Genomic DNA, 18,532 nt, shown 5'->3' with positions numbered 1-18,532 from the left:
ACCAGATCCGATGCGCCACACATCAGCCAACAGTCGGACCCGGAACGAGCGCCAACCACTCACAGCAACATCAACAATGAAGCTGAATGTTTACGACGGGCCATGGTGCGGATCATGGCCCAGTGGACGAAGGTGGCAGAGCTGGCCGGGTCGCGTTCGTAGTCCCGAGCGAGGCGGCGGTGGCCGGCGATCCAGGCCAGGGTGCGGTTCCACCACCCACCGCTTCGGAAGCGGCTGGAAGCCTTTCTGTCCTTCCTTCTTCCGGACGATCTCCACGGTGGTCTTCATGACGGTGGCGGCCCAGGTCACGAACCGGCCGGCGAACCCGCCGTATGCTCGGACTACTACGAGACCTCCGTCCCGCTCCACGGCCCTCGGCCGGCCACGAACCTGCCCGCCACCAGACAGGACAGAGGTTGTCGAGGAACGTGAGCAGGCTGTCCGGTGGCCGGTAGCGTTGGGCCTACGACTCTCGGACGCGAAGACCCGCGTACGTCAGGACTGCTCCCGCCCTTCCCGGCATGCCCCGGTCAAGGCTGTCCTCAGCTACGTCGTCCACGAACAGGAACCGGCAGCTGGGGGCGGTGAAGTAGTGGTCGACCAGCAGTTGGCGGGCGCCGTCGCGGTCCTGACGGTTCGTTCGTTCGGGCGCTGACGCATGGTCGGCGGCCGGTGGCGATCACCACCGATAAGGCACCTGTCTACCCGAGGCTCCTCGACGAGCTGCTGCCTGGGATGCCTGCCATGTCGACGCCGCCCGGGAGAACAACCGGATCGAAGCCGACCACGGCCGACTCAAAGCACGACGCCGCGCGGGCTGAAATGGCTGCGCTCGGTCCAAACTCTCAGCGCCGGACACGCCTTAGTCCAGAACGTCCGCCGCGGCCACTTCCGAACTCGGGATCGACAGCAACCCACAGCTGAGGCTGGCCGCCGCGTTCACCGAACTCGCTACCGCTATCTGACCGACAGACGCCCCGGCCCGCTGGCATGCCCAGCTTCCCCGTAACGCAACAGAGCCCCCGGGGATCACCCTCGGCTTGCTGGCAGGCGGACACGTCGCCGACGGCCACGTCCGCGCCGGCGCCGCCGTCAGTCCTTTCCGAACAGGCCGAGATAGCGGCGGGAGCTGTTCGGGCTCAGGTTCGGGTTGTGCAGGGAGGATTGCACGTTGTCAGCTTCCGCGTTGTTGTAGTAGGCCTCGTAGGCGAGGAGTCCGGCGTTCGCCGCGAAGAACTCGTGCATCTTCTCGATGTAGAACGGGTTGTCGCCGCCACCGCCGGTCGAGCGCACCAGTCCCCATTCGGGGACGGCGAACCGCTTGCCGTGGGCGCGGGCGAAGGCGGCGACGGTGCACAGCCCGGAACGCTGCTGGCATTGCCGGGTCCAGACCTGCTCCGTCGTGGACGCCGGATAGGAGTCGTAGGAGTCGATGCTGACGACGTCGACGTAGGCGTCGCCGGGGTAGGCGGACCAGACGTCCGCGCCGCTGCCGGGCAGGCTGTCGCGGTGCGCGGTCATGTTCCAGTCGATCTTCACGTGCGGAGCGGTCGACCGGATCGCGGTGGCGGCGTGTTGGAAGCAGCTTTTCCACGCCTGCGGATCCCGGACGTGCCACCAGAACCAGTCCCCGTTGAACTCCCAGCCGAGGCGCACGTAGGCGTCGCCGCGGCCGTACTTCGACAGAGTCTGCCCGAACTGSGCCCAGTAGCCGTCGTACTCACCGCGAGCGCACGCCTGTTCATTGCCGTTCTGCGGGTACAGCGGTTGCGCCACCGACAGCTCCCCGGGAAAGGCTGCCCGGGTGAACGCCCCGACCGGCCAGGACGCCGTGGTGATGCTCGGCCAGTTGGCGCGGTCCGTGAAAACGATCGCGAGGTCGACGGGACGGCGGGTCCACGCCGCCCACGCGGTCACGTCTGCCGGGAAGTTTCCATTGGCGCCGGATACCCAGCCCAGCCCGGACGGTGCCGGCTCCACGGCGGAGGGGGGCGTGGTGGTTGGTGACGGCCGCGGAGCGCGGGGACGCTCGGGCTGATCCGAGCAGGCCGCCACGCCCAGCACAACAGCCATCACCATCGTCAGTGCGGTCAGCGGCATCCATAACGGCCTGCCCGGGCGAGCCCGGTACCCGGCCCGACCTCGCTGCCGGGCCGTCACGCTGCACGTTCCATCGGGTCCCTCGGTCCTTCYTGGCGCTCCGGTACCACGAAAACCAACCATACCGTTACGTCAGTGTCGTATCGGACAGTCGTCGCGGATGTGGCGGGCGAGCCCAGGATCGATCATGCTGGCAGGTCGGTCGATCGCGGCGATCAGATGCCGGAGAACACCGAGCCCCCGCGGGTACTGCTCCACGGGGACACCTGGACCTGCTTGACTTCGATAAGAGTGGCGGCGTGCCGCCATATTTGCTCAGTTGACGGCACGCAGGCTGGTACCGCCCCTCCTGCGCAACCGGTTCAACGTGTCGGCGGTCGTGTCGTCGGCGGGAAGGAATACCACCAGCTGCTGAGCATCGGCGGGTGGGAGCTCCAGGACCTCGCGGTCAAGCCGCAGTTCACCAACCACGGGGTGTGTCCACCGCAGCGGACCGCGCCGTGGTAGCGCGTGCCGGTTCAGTCGCTGGGTGAAGTCGTCGCCGGCGACCGGAGCGAGTTCCGCCCTGAATTGGGCCGAGCGCTCGGCCGACGGGCCGTGCCACAGGTCGAAGGCTCGTTCGTCGGCGATCTGATCCCATTCCGGGAAGACCTCGCGGGCGCGCCTGTCGGTGAAGACGAAGCGCGTGAGGTTGGGCCTGTCGGTATCGAGCAGCCCCGACGGTCGGGCGACCAGGTCGAAGCCACTGGTGTACGCGAGGATGTCACCCAGGCGGTTGGTGACCAGTGCGATCCCTGGCTCGAGCTGGTCGAGCAGCTTGAGCACTGTCTGCCTGACCTCCAGCCGAGGTTGGGTGAGCGGGCCGATACACACGCCAGCAGCGATCTTGGCCAGGTAGCRCAGGTGCTCCCGCTCGGAGACGTCGAGGCGCAGCGCGTCGGCGAGCGCGTTGACGACGGAGGCCGATGGGTTGCGGTCGCTCCCCTGCTCGATCCGGACGAGATACTCAACGCTGATTCCTGCCAGCGAAGCCAGCTCCGACCGCCGTAGCCCCGGGACGCGGCGCCGGGGGCCTGCCGGCAGGCCGAGCGTCTCGGGCCGGGTGGCATCGCGCCTGGCGCGGAGGAAGTCACCCAGCGGCGTACTCACGCTCTTCACTGTAAGACCGGCACGGCCTCGGTACGCCGTCCGAGGCTGGCCCTATCAGGGCCAGCCTGCGCTCGGTCTGGCTGCCGCTGCCGGCGCGACCGAACATGTGACGCATGAGCGAAACCAGCAAACTTGTCATCGTCGTCGGCAGCGTGCGCGAGGCGAGGTTCGGACCGGTCGTGGCCTCATGGGTCGCCGAACAGGCCTCCGCGCATGGGAGCTTCGACGTAGAGGTCGTCGACCTCGCCGACTTTGAGATCCCCCTATCCCTGCCCGCCGCGTCGCCGAAGTACGCCGGAGACTCATACCCGCGCCCGGCGGGCATGGCACCCCTGACCGCGCGACTCGACGCCGCGGACGCGTTCGTCCTAGTAACCCCCGAATACAACCATAGTTACCCGGCGTCACTGAAGGCTGCCATCGACTGGCACTTCACCCAGTGGACCGCGAAGCCGGTCGCTTTTGTCAGCTACGGCGGCGCGGCGGGTGGTCGGCACGCGGTCCTGCACCTGGAGAACGTCCTCACCGAGCTGCACGCGGTGACCATTCGCGACGGGCTGGCATTCCCGAACTACTTCGTGAACTGGGATGCTGGCCGGCCAGCTGATCCCGACGCTCCCGGCTACGCCAAGACGTTGTTCAACCAGCTTGCCTGGTGGGCCGCCGCACTCCAGAAGGCACGCGCCGAGGTGCCCTACCCCGACTAGTGTCTCGTGATGATGGGCCCGCAGGCCCCCTCCTCGCGCAGCTGATCGGTGAGCTGTCGACAACGGACCCCGCAGGCGTGCCGTCGGGCAGGCCGACCGCGGCGCTGTGGACGTTGACGTGCATGACCCGGTTGGCCCCGTTCGGTGTTACCGGCCGCCCGCGGCGCCGCGGCGGGCGAACTCCTCCTGGGTGAGGTGTTCCGGGCAGTCGACCCGGATGTCGGACGGTCCGAGGCGGTAGTCGAAGAACGCGCAGCGGTGAACAGTGGGTTGGGCGTGGCGGGCGGGTCGGGCGTGGCGGGGTGCGGGTTCGAAGTGCCGGCAGGTGGTGCACGCGCGCGTCACGCTGATCAGATGTTCGGCGTGCAGGCATTCCAGCAGGTCCAGGAGGGTTGCGAGCAGGTGCTCGCCGTCCGGGCGGGGGATCCTGGAGGTCGCTACCTCGACCGGGGCGGTCCACCGGGAGACCGCGTGCGCGGTCCGTTGGYCGTCGGCGGTGAGGTGTAGCCGGTAGTGACGCCGGTCGGCGGGGTCCTGCTGGCGGCCTACGAGCCCTTTGCGGCGCAGGGCCGCCACGGCGTCRCTGACGGTGGGGTCGGCCACGTCGAGTTCACGTGCCAGCGCGCTGGTTCGGGCCGGCGGGGGTGGTCCCGCATAGATGCGGGCGAGGACCCGAAGCTGGGTGGGGGACAGGTCGTGCGCCTCGGCCAGGCGGCGGGCGAGCACCTGCAGGGCCTCGCCGATCCGGTCGAGGGCGGCCACGATCTTCGCGTCGAGTCCGGGGTGGCGTTCCTCGGGGGTGCCGGGCGGTCTCACGCGCACGGTCCGAACGCCGCGTGTATCGCCAGCACCGCTGCCTCCTGCCGTTGGGACTTTCCCGGGTTCGCGACGGCCGACCCGCCGCGAGGGTCGTAACGGGGAAGGTCGGAACCCGCGAGTGGACCTTAGCAATCCGATCCGCCCGGACCGGATCGTTAGGAGTCCTTGACATCAAAGGTCGTCCCGCACATAGTTCTCCTTGTCGACTGAAATTGTCGAGATAGCGGCCGATGCCGGGTTGGGCCGTGCGGCGCGGGAGCGTCGCCGGACCGGGCGGGTTCGGTTCGCGTCCGTGGGGGAACACCAAGGAGGCGAGCATGCCGAAGCTTGCCCGCAGTGACYGGTACGATCTTGCCCGCGACACCAACTGGTCGTTTGGCTATGTGTCCGAGCAGGACGTCTTCCCAGAGGAGCTGTCGGGGACGGGCCGGGTCCCAGCCGAGGGGTGGCTGGCCTGGGACGAGCCATACAAGATCACTTATCGGGAGTACGTGCACAACCAGGTGACGAAGGACACCACGACGTACTCGGTCAAGAACGCGATCGCCCGCTCGGCGCTGTTCGAGAAGCTCGACCCGGGATGGAAGTCGGTGATCCTGGCGCACTACGGCGCGATCACGATGCCGGAGTACCTCGCCTCCATCGGTGAGGCGCGGATGGGCCGGTTCGGGCGGGCGGCGGCGTGGCGCAATACGGCGACGTTCGGCACGCTCGACGAGGTCCGGCACGGCCAGATCCAGGCGTTCTTCCCCTATGGGTTGATCGGGAAGGAGCCGCGGGCCGACTGGGCGCTCAAGGCGTTCCACACGAACGACTGGATCGTGCTCGCGGTCCGGCAGCTGTTCGACGACATGTTCGTCGCCAACGACGCGCTGTCGATCGCGCTRCAGCTCACCTTCACCCTTGAGACCGGTTTCACGAACCTGCAGTTCCTCGGCATGGCGGCCGACGCGATCAAGGTGGGCGACCTGGAGTTCGGWTCGCTGATCTCCAGTATCCAGACGGACGAGGCCCGCCATGCCCAGCAGGGCGAGCCGACCATCAAGATCCTTGCCGAGGGCGGCCACAAGGACTGGGGCCAGTTCCTCATCGATCACATGTTCTGGCGGTCATGGCGGGTGTTCGCGCTGCTGACCGGCCTGTCGATGGACTACTACACCCCGCTCGAGCATCGGACGATGTCGTTCAAGGAATTCATCGAAGAGTGGGTGATCAAGCAGTTCTCCGACCAGTTCCGGGACTTTGGCCTGGAGTATCCGTGGTACTGGGAGGAGTTCGTCAACGAACTCACCTGGTACCACCACGCGATTCACCTCGGGGTGTGGAACTGGCGGCCGACGGTCTGGTGGAACCCGGACGCCGGCGTCTCGGCGGACGAGCGGGTGTGGCTGGAGGAGAAGTACCCGGGCTGGAACCGCACGTTCGGCAAGTACTGGGATGTCATCGGCGACAACATCCGCGCGGGGAAGGTCGAGGCCACCTTCCCGGAGACGCTGCCGTTGGTGTGCAATCTGTGCCAGCTGCCGATCGTGCGGGCCGCCGGCGTGGAGGCCGGCGCGCTGGCCTCGGCCGCTCCGCTGCGCCACACCCACGGGGGCCGTGACTACCTGTTCTGCTCGGAACCCTGCAAGTGGATCTTCGCGCGGCGTCCGGAGCGGTTCGCCGGGCACCGGTCGCTGGTGGACCGGTTCCTCGCCGGCGAGATCRGCCCGCCCGACCTCGGCGGCGTGCTCGCCTACATGGGGCTGTCGCCGGCCGAGCAGGGACAGGATGCCACCGGCTACGCCTGGGCGCAGGCCGCGGCGGCGGGCGCAACCGGCGCCAGGGCGGCACGGCGATGACGTCTTGGGCACAGGTGACCCCCGGAGCGCGGGAGCACTGCCACGAGTACGTCCACGAGTACGTCCACGAGCACTCCGAGGGGGCCCGATGGCTCTGCTGCCGCTGAGCGCGGTTTTCGAACACGACTTCGTGTCGCTGCTGGTGGCGGTGGACGACGCCGACACCGTCGAGGTCGTCGGCCAAAAGATCGCTCACCACGTTGTGGGCCGGCGTCTGCCGGCCAGCGACGCGCCGGTGGGGATCCGCCACAACGGTCAGGTGCTCGCCCGCGAGGCGCGCATCGGCGAGGCCGGCGTCGGCCCGCTCGACCATGTCGAAGCCTTCTTCGATGAGTAGCGCGTTGGCGGGTGGTGCGTCGGCGGGTGGTGCGTCGGCGGGTGGTGCGTCGGCGGGTGGCACCACAGTGGCGTGGACCGACGTCGCCTCGCTGGACGAGGTGTGGGAAGGCGATGTGCTCGAGGTGACCGCGGGCGCCGAGCAGGTGCTGCTGGCACACCTGCCCGGCGGGGCGCTACGGGCGTACCAGGCGGTGTGCCCGCACTCGCGGTTCCCGCTGGTCAACGGCGCCGTCGAGGACGGGGTGCTCACCTGCGCCGCGCATCATTGGGAGTTCGACCTGGCGACCGGCGAGAGCCTCAACCCGAGCGACTGCCGGCTGTACAGCTTCCCGGTGCGCGCCGACGGCGAGCGGATCATTGTCGGGATCCCACCCGACGGCCGACGTCACTACCACCGCTGCCGTGGCGATGCGACCGCGGCCCCGACGGGGAGACGATTTTCATGACCGCCGACTCCAGCCGCCTGGTAGGCCCCATCGTCCGCGGATTCGATCCGGACGTCGTCGAGGCACTGCACGCCGCGATCGAGAAGGACAACCCCGACCAGACGCTGGTCGTGGAGGACCGCAACGGCTACGTGCGCATCAACGCGCCCCGCTTCCTGCGGGTCACCCGCACCAGCCTGGAGGAGGCCGCCGGCCGGTCCGTCCCGCTCGCCACCCTCGAACCCGCCCTCGCCGGCTTTGCCGGGCGGATGCGGTACGTGAGCGACGACGAACTCGTCTGGTACCTGGACCGGAAGGACTGAGGATGACCACCTCCCCCACGGCGAGGCCTCTGCGCACCTGGAGTGTGTTCGACGGGGCCCGCCGCAAGCCCAACGAGTACGAGACCGTCACCGGCCACTTCCACTACCACTTCGGGCGGCAGCCGGCCCCGTTCGACCTTGATCCCAACAGTCCGATCAACCGGTGGTACCTGCGCTACCGCGAGGGCTCGCCGCTGCGGGGCGTGGACTGGGAGGAGTTCCGCGACCCCGCCCAGCTCAACTACCGCCGCTACATCGCCCTGCAGCACGACCGGGAGATCTACGCCGAAGGTGTCGTCGACCACTTCGAGGCCCTCGATGCGGATGCCGGCCTGGACCCGGTCTGGGTGGGCGTCCTCGCGCGGCTTTACCTGCCCGCCCGCTACCTGTTCCACGTGCTGCAGATCACCAGCCTGTACGTCGGCCAACTCGGACCCAGCGCCTACGTCAGCAACGCCGCGTTCTTCCAGGCCGCCGACGAACTGCGCGCTCTGCAGTGGATCGCCTACCGGGCCAAGGCGCTGTCGTTGGTCCACGGCGCCGACCTCGCCGACAGCCGGGTCACCCGACGGTTCTGGGAAGACGACCCGGCCTGGCAACCCGCCCGAGAGGCGCTGGAGCGGTTGCTGGTCGCCTACGACTGGGCGGAGGCCTTCACGGCACTGAACCTCGTCGTCAAGCCGGCGCTCGACACCCTGCTCAAGACCGCCCTCGCCGATCTCGCGGACGCCAACGGCGACGGCCTGACCGCCCAGCTGCTGCGCGAGTCCGGCGTCGACGGCGCCCGCAGCCGGGCGTGGAGCGCGGCCCTGGCCCGCCACGCCATCGCCGGACGCCCCGACAACGCCGCGGTTCTCGCCGCCTGGGAAGAAAACTGGCGCCCCCGCGCGGAGAAGGCCGTCGCGGGCTTGGCGGCCCTGTTCGACAATGCCCCGAACCCGGCCAGCCCGGCCGAGGTCGCCACCACCGTCGCCGCGACCACCGCGGCGTTCCGTGCCTCCTGGACCGGCACGGCGGATCCTGCCTGAACCGGCGGATCCCGCCTGAACCTCCGGCCTCCACCACCGATCCGCCCCCGGGAAGGACCCATGTCCGTCACCGACGACTACCTGACCAACAACGCCGCCTACGCGAAGACCTTCGCCGGGCCGCTTCCGCTGCCGCCGTCCAAGCACATCGCCGCCGTCGCCTGCATGGACGCACGGCTCAACGTCTACGCGATCCTTGGCCTGGGCGACGGCGAGGCTCACGTCATCCGCAACGCCGGYGGCGTCGTCACCGACGACGAGATCCGTTCCCTCGCGATCAGCCAGCGCCTGCTCGGCACCCGCGAGATCATCCTGATCCACCACACCGACTGYGGCATGCTGACCTTCACCGACGACGATTTTAAACGCTCGATCCAGGAYGAGACCGGGATCAAACCAGAATGGGCCGTGGAGTCGTTTACCGACCTGGCCGAAGACATACGCCAGTCGATTGCGCGGATCAAGGCGAGCCCGTTCATCCCGCATACCGACGCCATCCGCGGCTTCATCTTCGATGTTGCCACCGGACTGCTCACCGAAGTCGCGTGATATCCGCCTGCCGCACCCTGCTGTTCAGCGCCTTCGAGTATCGACTCACCATTACCGGCATCATCATCGGTTCTTTCTGACGGCACCGTATTTCTGACGATGCCGTATTTCTGGCGGCACCGGGCTTCGCCCGCCGTCGGGGTGCTTCGGGGATCCGTACCGTCGATCCGCGAAGCACCCCTGGGGGCCAGGTGGGTGGGGTCGGTGGGCGRCACCGGAGCCGGTGATTCCCACCGGCCCGACCCACCGGCCCCACCCGTCACCTGGTCAGTGGGTCAGCCGCGCTTGCGGCCGGACTCACCGAGAGTGATCTGGTCGCCGTTGACGATGCCGGCCCGGCGCAGCGCCTCGGCGATCGCGCCGTCCGGCACGCTGGATCCACCGCGGCCACCGGAACCGTTCCTGCCACCGGCACCGCGCCCGCCGGCACCACCGGCACCGCGCCCGCCGGCACCACCGCGTTCGCCACTCGCGGTGCCCCGGCCGCCATTCCGCCGATCACCATGATCACGGCTTCCGCCGCGTCCGGCGCCCGCACTCGCGGTGCCCCGGCCGCCATTCCGCCGATCACCATGATCACGGCTTCCGCCGCGTCCGGCGCCCGCACCCGCGGCTCCCCGCCGGTCACCCTCGCCGTCCCGGCGGCCCGGGCCCCCGGCACCGGCCTCGTCGTCCAGCCGCAGCGTCAGCGAGATCCGCTTGCGGGGGATGTCGACGTCGAGAACCTTCACCGTCACGATGTCGCCGGGCTTGACGACCTCGCGCGGATCGCTGACGAAGTTCTTCGACATCGCCGACACGTGCACCAGGCCGTCCTGGTGAACGCCGATGTCGACGAAGGCCCCGAACGCGGCGACGTTCGTGACGGTCCCCTCCAGGGTCATGCCGGGGACCAGGTCCGCGAGCGTCTCGATCCCCTCGGTGAATGCCGCCGTCCTGAAGGCCGGCCGCGGGTCACGGCCGGGCTTCTCCAACTCGGCGAGGATGTCGGTGACGGTCGGCAGGCCGAAGGTGTCGTCGACGAACTCGCTCGGCTTCAGGGCTCGCAGGACCGCCCCGTTGCCGATGAGGGAGCCGAGGTCGCCGCTGGTCGCCGCGAGGATGCGCCGCACCACCGGGTAGGACTCGGGGTGCACGCTGGAGGCATCCAGCGGGTCGTCCCCGTCGGGGATGCGCAGGAAGCCGGCGCACTGCTCGAACGCCTTCGGYCCGAGGCGGGGGACGTCCTTCAGGGCGGCCCTGGTCTGGAACGGCCCGTGCGTGTCGCGGTGGCGCACCACGCTCTCCGCGAGGCTCGCCCCGATTCCGGACACCCGGGTCAGCAGCGGGGCGGACGCGGTGTTGACGTCCACCCCCACCGCGTTCACGCAGTCCTCGACCACCGCGTCCAGGGACGACGACAGCCGGGACTCGGACAGGTCGTGCTGGTACTGCCCAACCCCGATCGATTTCGGGTCGATCTTCACCAGCTCCGCGAGCGGGTCCTGCAGCCGCCGGGCGATCGACACGGCCCCGCGCAGTGAGACGTCGAGCCCCGGAAGCTCCGCCGCGGCGTAGGCGGACGCCGAGTACACCGACGCCCCCGCCTCCGAGACCGTCACCTTCGTCAGCGACAGCTCCGAGTGCCGGCGGATGAGGTCCTCGGCGAGCTTGTCGGTCTCCCGGGAGGCCGTCCCGTTCCCGATCGAGATCAGGTCGACGCGATGCTCCCGGGCGAGCCGGGCCAGGGTGGCGATCGACTCGTCCCACCGCCGCGCCGGGACGTGCGGATGAATGGTGTCGGTGGCGACCACCTTGCCGGTCGGGTCGACCACGGCGACCTTCACTCCGGTGCGGTACCCCGGGTCGAGACCCATGGTCGCCCGGGTTCCGGCCGGCGCCGCGAGCAGCAGGTCACGCAGGTTCGCCGCGAACACCCGCACGGCGGTGTCCTCGGCGGCCGTCCACAGCCGCATCCGTAGATCGATGCCGAGGTGCACGAGGATGCGGGTGCGCCAGGCCCAGCGGACCGTGTCGAGGAGCCACCGGTCCGCCGGTCGGCCCGCGTCGGAGATCCCGAACGCCTCGGCGATCCGCGTCTCGTAGTCGGTCGRCCCGGGCGGCGGGGCGGCGTCCGGCTCCRCCGGCACGTCCGGTTCGAGGGTCAGGTCGAGGATCTCCTCCTTTTCCCCCCGGAACGCCGCGAGGATGCGGTGCGACGGCAACGAGGTGAACGGCTCCGAGAAGTCGAAGTAGTCCGAGAACTTCGCCCCCGCCTCCTCCTTGCCCTCCCGGACCCGGGATACCAGGACACCACGCGACCACATCCGCTCGCGCAGCGTGCCGATCAGGTCGGCGTCCTCGGCGAACCGTTCGACGAGGATCGCCCGCGCCCCCTCCAGCGCGGCACCCGCGTCGGCCACACCCTTCTCCGGATCGACGTAGGCCGTCGCCGTGGCGTACGGGTCGAGCGAGGGGTCGCCCAGCAGGCTCTCCGCCAGCGGTTCGAGGCCGGCCTCCCGGGCGATCTGCGCCCTGGTCCGCCGCTTCGGCTTGAAGGGCAGGTAGATGTCCTCCAACCGGGCCTTGGAGTCGGCGGCGAGGATCTGCGCCTCCAGGGYGTCGTCCAGCTTGCCCTGCGACCGGATCGATTCGAGGATCGCGGCGCGCCGATCCTCCAGCTCCCGCAGGTAACGCAGCCGTTCCTCCAGCGTGCGCAGCTGCGTGTCGTCGAGGGTGCCGGTCGCCTCCTTGCGGTAGCGGGCGATGAAGGGCACGGTGGCACCACCGTCGAGCAGGTCGACCGCCGCCGTCACCTGCCCCTGGCGCACGCCGAGCTCCTCGGCGATCCGCTGATGGATGGAACGCTGCGGGACAGATGTCGTCGTCACAATCCCTGATCCGCCTTCTCGTCGATCTTCGGTCGCCGGGCCGGGGTCGGCCGCGTCGTCGCTCGGGCGCCGCGCGGTGAGACCCGCGCCGACGCCCTGACTGCGAGACTACGGGTGATCACGAGGTTTTCCGCCCGCGGGCGGCGGTCCCGGTGCGCGTTCCCGCGTTCCCGCGTTCCCGCGGCCTCCTGGTCTCGAGCGCCGGCCTCCTGGTCTCGGGCATCGTCCCCGCGTGGCGCGGTCACGGCGGCGACCGGCCCGGCCCGGCGTGGTCCGCCCGGCCGGAGAACCGGTTCCGGGCTGGTCGGGTCGTTTCCGCTACCAGCTCTGACGAGCTGGGCGGTCTGATTGCGTTGCGGGGTATATCCCATTGGTTCGGCATGACCTACGATGTGCCCGTGCACACTGGGGACGGGGCTGCCGGCGCGGGCCGCGTGTATTCTCGGCATTCCGCCGCCGAGGTCGCGGTGAGTGGGCGGGTGGGTTCCCACGGGGGCGACCCGCGTTTTGCCGCGCCGGGGTGTGAAGTGAGCCACGGGAGCACCCTGGGCTCCATCTGTGGCCCGGTCACCGGTGGAAGTGGGGCCGACGGGATTCGGCACGAGGCTTTCCTGTATCAGGGCGACGCCGGTTTCCTCAGCGCAACGCGCGATTTCGTGCTCGCCGGACTCGCGGTCGACGAGGCCGTCCTGGTAGCCGTGACACAGCCGCGGATACGCCAGTTACGCGCAGCCCTCGGTCGGGCCGCGCAGCGCGTCTCTTTTCTCGATATGGCCGAGCTTGGTCGTAACCCGGCCCGGGTTATTCCGGCCTGGCAGGATTTTCTGGATCTCGGTGTCGAGCGCGGTCGGCTGGTACGGGGGATCGGCGAGCCGACATGGCTGGCCCGGTCCGGCCCGGAGCGGCGGGAATCCATGCTGCACGAGGCGTTGCTCAACGAGGCGTTCGCCGCGCCGCCGGCGTGGCGGCTGCGGTGCCTCTATGACGTGGGCCGGATCGGCCCGGCGCTCGTTGACGAGATCTGGCGCACCCATCCCGCGGTGGTGGAGGGCGGGCTGGGCCGGATCAGTTCCCGGTATCGACCGCCCGGGTCCGCCGTCGCGAGTCCGGGCCCCGACCCGCTGGCCGAGGCCCTGCCGGACCTCGGCGTTCCCCGCGTCGAGTTCGCCTTCGGCCCGCGCGACTTGGGGCACGTCCGCGCCGAGGTGATCCGGGTCGCCCTGGCCTGGGGCCTGGGCGCCGAGCGGACCGGCGAGTTCGAGCTGGCCGTGCACGAGGTCGCCACGAACAGCGTGCACCACGGCGGGGGCCACGGAGCGGTCCGCCTCTGGACGGACGACGCCTGCCTGATCTGCGAGGTCCGCGACGGCGGCCGGCTGTACGACCGGTTGGCCGGACGCCGCCGCCCGGACCTGTCCCTGGGCGGCGGCCGCGGGCTGTGGCTCGTCAACCAGCTGTGCGATCTCGTCCAGCTCCGGTCGACCCGGGTTGGCACGACCGTGCGGATGTACATGTACGTCTAACGGGGCTTCGCCCCAGCCCGGCCGGGTCCGGCTCGCCGGCCGGGTTCGGTGGGCCGGGCAGGTTTGATGGGCCGGGCAGGTTTGATGGCGGCGGGGCCGACGCGGGAAGTATGGCCGACCCTGCACCGCTCGGCGGCCGGATCCTAGCCCCCGGACTGTCCGRCAACCTTGTYCAGGACCGCGGTGTGCAGCTTGCGGACGCCGATGGGGGCGAACGCGCGCTCGAAGAAGCCGCCGACACCGCCCGCACCGTCCCAGGTCGTCGTCGCCGTGACCAGGCTCTGGTCCGGCCCGGAGCCGTGGACGATGTGCCAGCGGGTGCACAGCGAGGAGTTCTGGTCCGCCTCGACGAGAGTGCTCGCATCGGGGACGGAGACGGTCGCGTCGATCTGACGCACCCGCTTGCGGGTTGCCTGGAGCCGATAGGCGATGCGGGTCCCGGCACCGTGGCCCCCCGCCAACACCCGGTACTCGGAGACGTTCTCTGGCCAGGCTCGGGCGCGGGCGCCCTGGTAGTCCGCGAGCTTCGCGACAACCTGCTCGGGGGTGCCCGGCACGACCCGCCTGACGACGACCTCGATCTGTCCCACCAGCTCCTCCTTCCTCGCTCCGGCCGGCTCTCGGCCGAAGTCCGCGTTCCTCCCGGCAGCCGTGCTCGTCCGGGAGAGAACCCGTGGCGCCACGGGCGGGCCGCCAGGCTCGCGTGCCCCTGACCGTCTCATCTGACCCGTAGTCCGTCGCCCTCGCCCGTCGCGCTTCCCGGCTTGACGGGCGCCGAGCGGCGCAGTTGATTACTTGGAGTTACAGTCGGCGAGCAGGTGGACGCCCACCAGAGCGGCCAGATCGCGCGCCGCCGGGCCGAGTGTGGCGAGCGCCGCCGAGAGCGTCGGGGACCGCTACCCCGGGTCGATCCCGCAATGCCGCCGGAGCCGGAGGATGAACAGCAGAATCACGAGCAGAGCCGCCAGCCCGGCGGCGGACCCCGCCGCCCGCGGGTTGTCGGCGGCCTTCTGCCGGCCGGCCGTGAGGGCGCTGCCCGCGGTGTCGCGCACCTGGCCGGCCTTCGCCGCCACCTGCGGGTGCGCCTCGAGCTGCTTGTGCACGGTCTGCGTGGCCGTACCCGCGGCGCTGCCGGCCGTCGCGCGGGCCTTCTGTGCGGTCACGGCGAGCTGCGGGTGGGCGTCAAGCTGCCGGCGTACGGTGGCCTTCGCCTGATCCGCCGTGTCCCGGGCCTTTTCGGCCGCGATCTCCGTCGTCGCCGCGACCTTCGGGCGGACCGCCTCGGTCGCCGTGGTCACCCGGCGTTTGATGTCCTGTGCGGTGCGACCGGCGACCTTCTGCGGGCTGACCCGGTCGGAGAGCTGGTCGAGGTCGCTGCCGAGCCGCGCCCGGGTCGCCTCGATGTCGGACCGGATCTTATCCGGACTCGTGCTTGTCACTGCGAACCTGACCTTTCTGATGCTTCTGCCGGTGGTTCCGCGGAAACACGGGGTGGTGGGCGGCACGGGAGTGGCGACACGGGGTGGTGGGCGGGTGGACGAACCCGAGGGTGGTGGGGGACGAACTACCCGCGGCGGCCCTGCGCCCACTGGACGTCCTCGCGCAGCGTCTCCACGGTCTGCGCCGGAGTGGGGTGGACCGTGCGCACGGTGGAACGACCCCTCATGGCCAGCACGGCCGCGACGACGCCGAGGACGACAGTGATGATGAGGGCGGCCCAGCCCAGCGCCATCACCTCCCCCAAGCCGAACATGACGGCCAACAAGGCGAAAAGCAGGGTGAAGTAACCGGCGCCGCCCGCTACGGCGAACATGCGGGCGCCCTTGCCGACCTTCTCCACCTCCTCGCGCATCTCGGCCTTGGCGAGGGCGAGCTCCTGGCGGAACAGTGTGGAGATGTCCGAGACGACGTCGGACACCAGCTCCCCGGTTGATTCGTGGTTGCCGGTTGATTCGCGGTCACCGGTCGATCCGTGGTTGCCGGTCGATCCGTGGTTGCCGGTCGATCCGCGGTCCCCGCTCGTGCTCCCGGCAGCCGGCGGGCCCGGCGCGGCCCGGAGAGCCTGGGTGGCATCCGATGAGGTCCGCACCCGTGCACCAGCCACGTACGGGGCGCTATCGTCCGGGTAGGGAATACCGATCGTTCCCGACTGCCGCCGGTGCGCACTCCTCATGGGTTCTCCTTGCGGCTTCTCCTGGCGGGGCGTCCGCGTAGCCGTACCCGCGGAACAACGTACGATCTGCGGATTCCCTAGGATCGGCGGCTTAACCCCGGCAGTCGCGCCACCTGGGACGAATTACCGTCTCGTCCGCTTTCCGCCGGGCTCCCGCGCCCGCGGCCGGCGCACCCGGTCGTCAGTCCACCCGTTCCTGCGGGGAGGAGTGCTCCCAGTCGGCGAGGATCGTCCGGATCCCGGTGACCAGTAGCAACGGCTGATCGAGCATGACGTGATGGCCGGCGAGCGGGATCTCGATCACCGGTGCCACCCGCCCGAGCAGGTTGTACATCTGGACACCGATGTCGGGGGTGAGCAGGCCCTTCTCGGCCCGAAAGAGCGCGACCCGGCAGTGCACCTTGCGYAGTACCTCGGGCGACGGGGTCCGGTTGCCGAACACCTTCGGGTCGAACTTCCACGTCCAGCCGCCCTGGACCGACCCGATCGAACCCCGGGCGACGTGATCGATGATGAACGGCAGCACGTAGGGCTGCTCCGGCACCGCCCGGAACCGGGCCAGCGCGTCGGTCGCTGTCGGATACACCCGCAGCGGGCCGAACGCCGTCCGGTCCCGGGCCGCCCGTTCCTCCGGGGTGAACTCCTGCACGGGGGAGTCGACGACGACGATGCCGGCGACCCGGTCCGGGTACTGGGCTGCGGTGGTGATCGTCACCCAGCCGCCCATGCTGTGCCCGATGATGATCGGGGGCGAGGCGACCTTGGCGTGGTCGATGACACCGATCACCTCGGCCGCCCAGGTACTGAGCGAGTAGTCCTCGCGCCGGTCGCTGTCACCGTGGCCGGACAGATCCAGTGCGATGACGCGGTACTCCCGCGGAATCATCGGCGCGATGTGGTCCCACCAGCCCGCGTGGGCGGCACCACCGTGGACCAGCACGATCGCCGGCCGGCCGCCCCTGCCCCAGCAGCGGTAACTGATAGTCGCGCCCGCCACCTCGGTCTCGTGCCGCTCCGGTCGGTGGTCAAGGGCGGCCTCGAACCAGGCCGGTGCTTCGTCATCCATCCCAGGTCTCTGCCGTTCGGTTCGTCGGGCGGGTGGTTCCATCGTCGCCGGCCGCGGCGACGTGTCCCACCCCTGATACAACACCGCCAGGCCTGCGTTCAGGCCGTTCGCGGCCGTGTTGTCGGATTGGCGATGAGACGGCCACCGCGGGGCGGCGATCATGTAATGCTGGACCGGCCTGCGTAGATGCGTCGGCGGTCGACCCGCCTCGGCCGATGCGCAGGACGCCCGACGCCGCCGGGTGCGAACAGCGCGTGTGCACTCGGTCCGGCGAGGTGACCGGTCCGGTACCGGAGCCCGGCGGCCCCGTGYGGCGTCACACCCGTTCCCGGGAATACGCGTCGTGTRCCACGGGCATCCCACCGCCGCGGATATTCCCGTGACCGCCGCCACTCCCTTCGCCGCACGGGGTGCAGCGAAGCATTCTGATGTTTCCCATGTGCAACAGAACCGGTAATCTAGCCCGAAATTTCGACCTTTCGGGGACTGCCGTCCGGCCCGGGCGAGCCGCCCGCCCCGTTGCCGACCCCGCCGGCCCTGGTGCCCGAGTCGTCCGTCTCCGGAGGTGCGGGGGACGTCGCCAGAACCCTGGCGATCAAAATCGGGCTGGCGTGGAGGCGGCCGTCCCACTGGCCGCCCTACGGCACACGCCGGTGCAAGATCGGTTTCCGGGAGACGGCATCGTGACCATTCTCGCCCCACGAGGCACACTGCGGCGCTCTTTGGCAAGAGTCGAGGGTGCGGAAACCGTTAGGGACCTTGGTCCCGTCGCGCCCGACAGATGGGGGTCGTACACTTTCACCAAGTCCCGACGAGGCCGTATACCTGCGTTCCCCCCGTACGTTGGGTGAGATGGTCTCGTCGGGACTACTTGTGTCCGGTTGCATCCAGACCGTTCCCGAGCGAACGGCCCTGGTTCGACCGTTGAGGATCTTTTCCTGGTCGCCCACTCCGACCGGGTGATTTCTCGACAGCCGGTCAGCCCCGGCCGGCCGCGTCATCCATCCGGTTCATCCGTCTTCAACTGATCGTCGTCCGCGTGCCCACGGGCGTGGTTCGCGTGGCGATCAGTGTCTGCCGCAGTGTCTGCTCGTTCCCGCCCTGCGTCCTCGGTCGAGGTCGCGGTTCATCGACAGGAACGGACAGCGGGGTGGCGTCCGCTGCCTCCGTGGCTACCTGGGAGAGTATTACTCGGAGTGATTGAGCGTTGCGCTGGGTATCGGAGGCGCGACGATGCAGGTCTCCCGGCCTTGGCCGTGCCCGGGAAGCGGCTGGTCGGGACCGGTGTCGTAACGGCGGTGCCGTAACGGCGGTGCCGTAACGACGAGGTCCGGACGGCTGCGGTGCTGGAGGAGCAGGTCTGGGTCGCCGTGGGCGGCCCCGTGGTCGTCGCGGTGAGTGGCGTCGCCGTCGATCACCACGTGTTGCGGGTTGGCGGTTTTTAGTGACGGATGCCTTTCCCCTCTTGCGGGAATATCGCCTTGCTGACAGGTCTGGCTACGTTCGGACAGATATGAGATGTTTCGTGGGGAGTGGCCATGGGCTGCGGACATGCCGGCGATCGGGATCGATAGCCTGTTTTGGGCATGTACCGACAAAGCCGATGGTTGCCTCCGTAGG

17 protein-coding genes and 2 pseudogenes are annotated in these 18,532 nt (G+C 69.7%); 9 read left to right on the top strand and 10 right to left on the bottom strand.

All coding sequences use genetic code 11. The features are described from left to right. Positions 1–59: 59 nt before the first annotated feature. A pseudogene (locus tag KBI5_RS27955) lies at positions 60–378 on the bottom strand (transposase); the annotation flags it as partial. A gap of 267 nt (positions 379–645) precedes the next feature. Here KBI5_RS27955 and KBI5_RS16120 point away from each other — a divergent pair. Continuing rightward, positions 646–965, top strand: a pseudogene (locus KBI5_RS16120) (DDE-type integrase/transposase/recombinase); the annotation flags it as partial. A 127-nt stretch (positions 966–1,092) separates the two neighbouring features. Here KBI5_RS16120 and KBI5_RS16115 read toward each other — a convergent pair. Together KBI5_RS16115 and KBI5_RS16110 are read right to left on the bottom strand one after the other, a co-directional pair. Continuing rightward, on the bottom strand, positions 1,093–2,073 hold the full coding sequence (locus tag KBI5_RS16115) for a glycosyl hydrolase (RefSeq protein WP_308726837.1): 981 nt from the start codon (positions 2,071–2,073) through the stop codon (positions 1,093–1,095). A gap of 342 nt (positions 2,074–2,415) precedes the next feature. Then, positions 2,416–3,249 (bottom strand): helix-turn-helix transcriptional regulator, encoded by an 834-nt coding sequence (locus tag KBI5_RS16110; RefSeq protein ID WP_085015699.1) that lies wholly within the window; start codon positions 3,247–3,249, stop codon positions 2,416–2,418. 113 nt (positions 3,250–3,362) lie between these two features. Here KBI5_RS16110 and KBI5_RS16105 point away from each other — a divergent pair, with 113 nt between their 5' ends. Continuing rightward, a complete protein-coding gene (locus KBI5_RS16105; RefSeq protein ID WP_011434678.1) occupies positions 3,363–3,956 on the top strand; it encodes an NAD(P)H-dependent oxidoreductase in 594 nt (197 codons plus the stop codon). A gap of 147 nt (positions 3,957–4,103) precedes the next feature. On the opposite strand, the gene KBI5_RS16100 is transcribed toward KBI5_RS16105, so the two are convergent. After that, positions 4,104–4,778, bottom strand: coding sequence for a MarR family winged helix-turn-helix transcriptional regulator (locus KBI5_RS16100; protein ID WP_085015695.1), 675 nt, complete (start codon positions 4,776–4,778; stop codon positions 4,104–4,106). Positions 4,779–5,092: 314 nt separating this feature from the next. Here KBI5_RS16100 and KBI5_RS16095 point away from each other — a divergent pair, with 314 nt between their 5' ends. The 6 genes from KBI5_RS16095 to KBI5_RS16070 all read left to right on the top strand — a co-directional run bounded on the left by KBI5_RS16095 (position 5,093) and on the right by KBI5_RS16070 (position 9,280). Further along, complete coding sequence (locus KBI5_RS16095) at positions 5,093–6,616, top strand: aromatic/alkene/methane monooxygenase hydroxylase/oxygenase subunit alpha (protein ID WP_085015698.1); 1,524 nt, start codon at positions 5,093–5,095, stop codon at positions 6,614–6,616. 88 nt (positions 6,617–6,704) lie between these two features. Beyond that, positions 6,705–6,953, top strand: coding sequence for a toluene-4-monooxygenase system B family protein (locus KBI5_RS16090; RefSeq protein ID WP_011434681.1), 249 nt, complete (start codon positions 6,705–6,707; stop codon positions 6,951–6,953). Continuing rightward, a complete protein-coding gene (locus KBI5_RS16085; RefSeq protein WP_116289936.1) occupies positions 6,946–7,401 on the top strand; it encodes a Rieske 2Fe-2S domain-containing protein in 456 nt (151 codons plus the stop codon). The genes KBI5_RS16090 and KBI5_RS16085 overlap by 8 nt, the downstream gene beginning before the upstream one ends. Continuing rightward, positions 7,398–7,703, top strand: coding sequence for an MmoB/DmpM family protein (locus KBI5_RS16080; RefSeq protein ID WP_011434683.1), 306 nt, complete (start codon positions 7,398–7,400; stop codon positions 7,701–7,703). The genes KBI5_RS16085 and KBI5_RS16080 overlap by 4 nt, the downstream gene beginning before the upstream one ends. Before the next feature lie 2 nt (positions 7,704–7,705). Then, a complete protein-coding gene (locus KBI5_RS16075) occupies positions 7,706–8,731 on the top strand; it encodes an aromatic/alkene monooxygenase hydroxylase subunit beta (protein WP_011434684.1) in 1,026 nt (341 codons plus the stop codon). A gap of 60 nt (positions 8,732–8,791) precedes the next feature. Further along, on the top strand, positions 8,792–9,280 hold the full coding sequence (locus tag KBI5_RS16070; protein WP_011434685.1) for a carbonic anhydrase: 489 nt from the start codon (positions 8,792–8,794) through the stop codon (positions 9,278–9,280). A 275-nt stretch (positions 9,281–9,555) separates the two neighbouring features. Here the strand turns inward: KBI5_RS16070 and KBI5_RS16065 are convergent, their stop codons facing one another. Next, positions 9,556–12,150, bottom strand: coding sequence for a Tex family protein (locus KBI5_RS16065; RefSeq protein WP_085015694.1), 2,595 nt, complete (start codon positions 12,148–12,150; stop codon positions 9,556–9,558). Between the two features lie 398 nt (positions 12,151–12,548). Here KBI5_RS16065 and KBI5_RS16060 point away from each other — a divergent pair, with 398 nt between their 5' ends. Further along, a complete protein-coding gene (locus KBI5_RS16060) occupies positions 12,549–13,673 on the top strand; it encodes a sensor histidine kinase (protein ID WP_235462906.1) in 1,125 nt (374 codons plus the stop codon). A 143-nt stretch (positions 13,674–13,816) separates the two neighbouring features. Here KBI5_RS16060 and KBI5_RS16055 read toward each other — a convergent pair whose 3' ends face one another. From KBI5_RS16055 to KBI5_RS27370, 5 genes are all read right to left on the bottom strand, one after another. Then, positions 13,817–14,263 (bottom strand): SRPBCC family protein, encoded by a 447-nt coding sequence (locus KBI5_RS16055; RefSeq protein WP_085015697.1) that lies wholly within the window; start codon positions 14,261–14,263, stop codon positions 13,817–13,819. 306 nt (positions 14,264–14,569) lie between these two features. Then, positions 14,570–15,112, bottom strand: coding sequence for a DUF3618 domain-containing protein (locus tag KBI5_RS16050; protein WP_023840147.1), 543 nt, complete (start codon positions 15,110–15,112; stop codon positions 14,570–14,572). A gap of 125 nt (positions 15,113–15,237) precedes the next feature. Next, positions 15,238–15,846 (bottom strand): phage holin family protein, encoded by a 609-nt coding sequence (locus tag KBI5_RS16045; RefSeq protein WP_085015693.1) that lies wholly within the window; start codon positions 15,844–15,846, stop codon positions 15,238–15,240. A 181-nt stretch (positions 15,847–16,027) separates the two neighbouring features. Next, positions 16,028–16,912: an alpha/beta hydrolase gene (locus KBI5_RS16040; RefSeq protein WP_023840146.1), complete on the bottom strand. Its 885-nt coding sequence runs from the start codon at positions 16,910–16,912 to the stop codon at positions 16,028–16,030. A 1,187-nt stretch (positions 16,913–18,099) separates the two neighbouring features. Further along, on the bottom strand, positions 18,100–18,532 hold a 433-nt coding region (locus KBI5_RS27370), incomplete at its 5' end, for a hypothetical protein (protein ID WP_206745262.1).

The sequence above is a fragment of the Frankia sp. KB5 genome (assembly GCF_002099325.1).
In the GTDB taxonomy this organism is placed as follows: Bacteria; Actinomycetota; Actinomycetes; order Frankiales; family Frankiaceae; genus Frankia; species Frankia casuarinae.
This window is presented reverse-complemented; position numbering and strand designations above follow the sequence as displayed.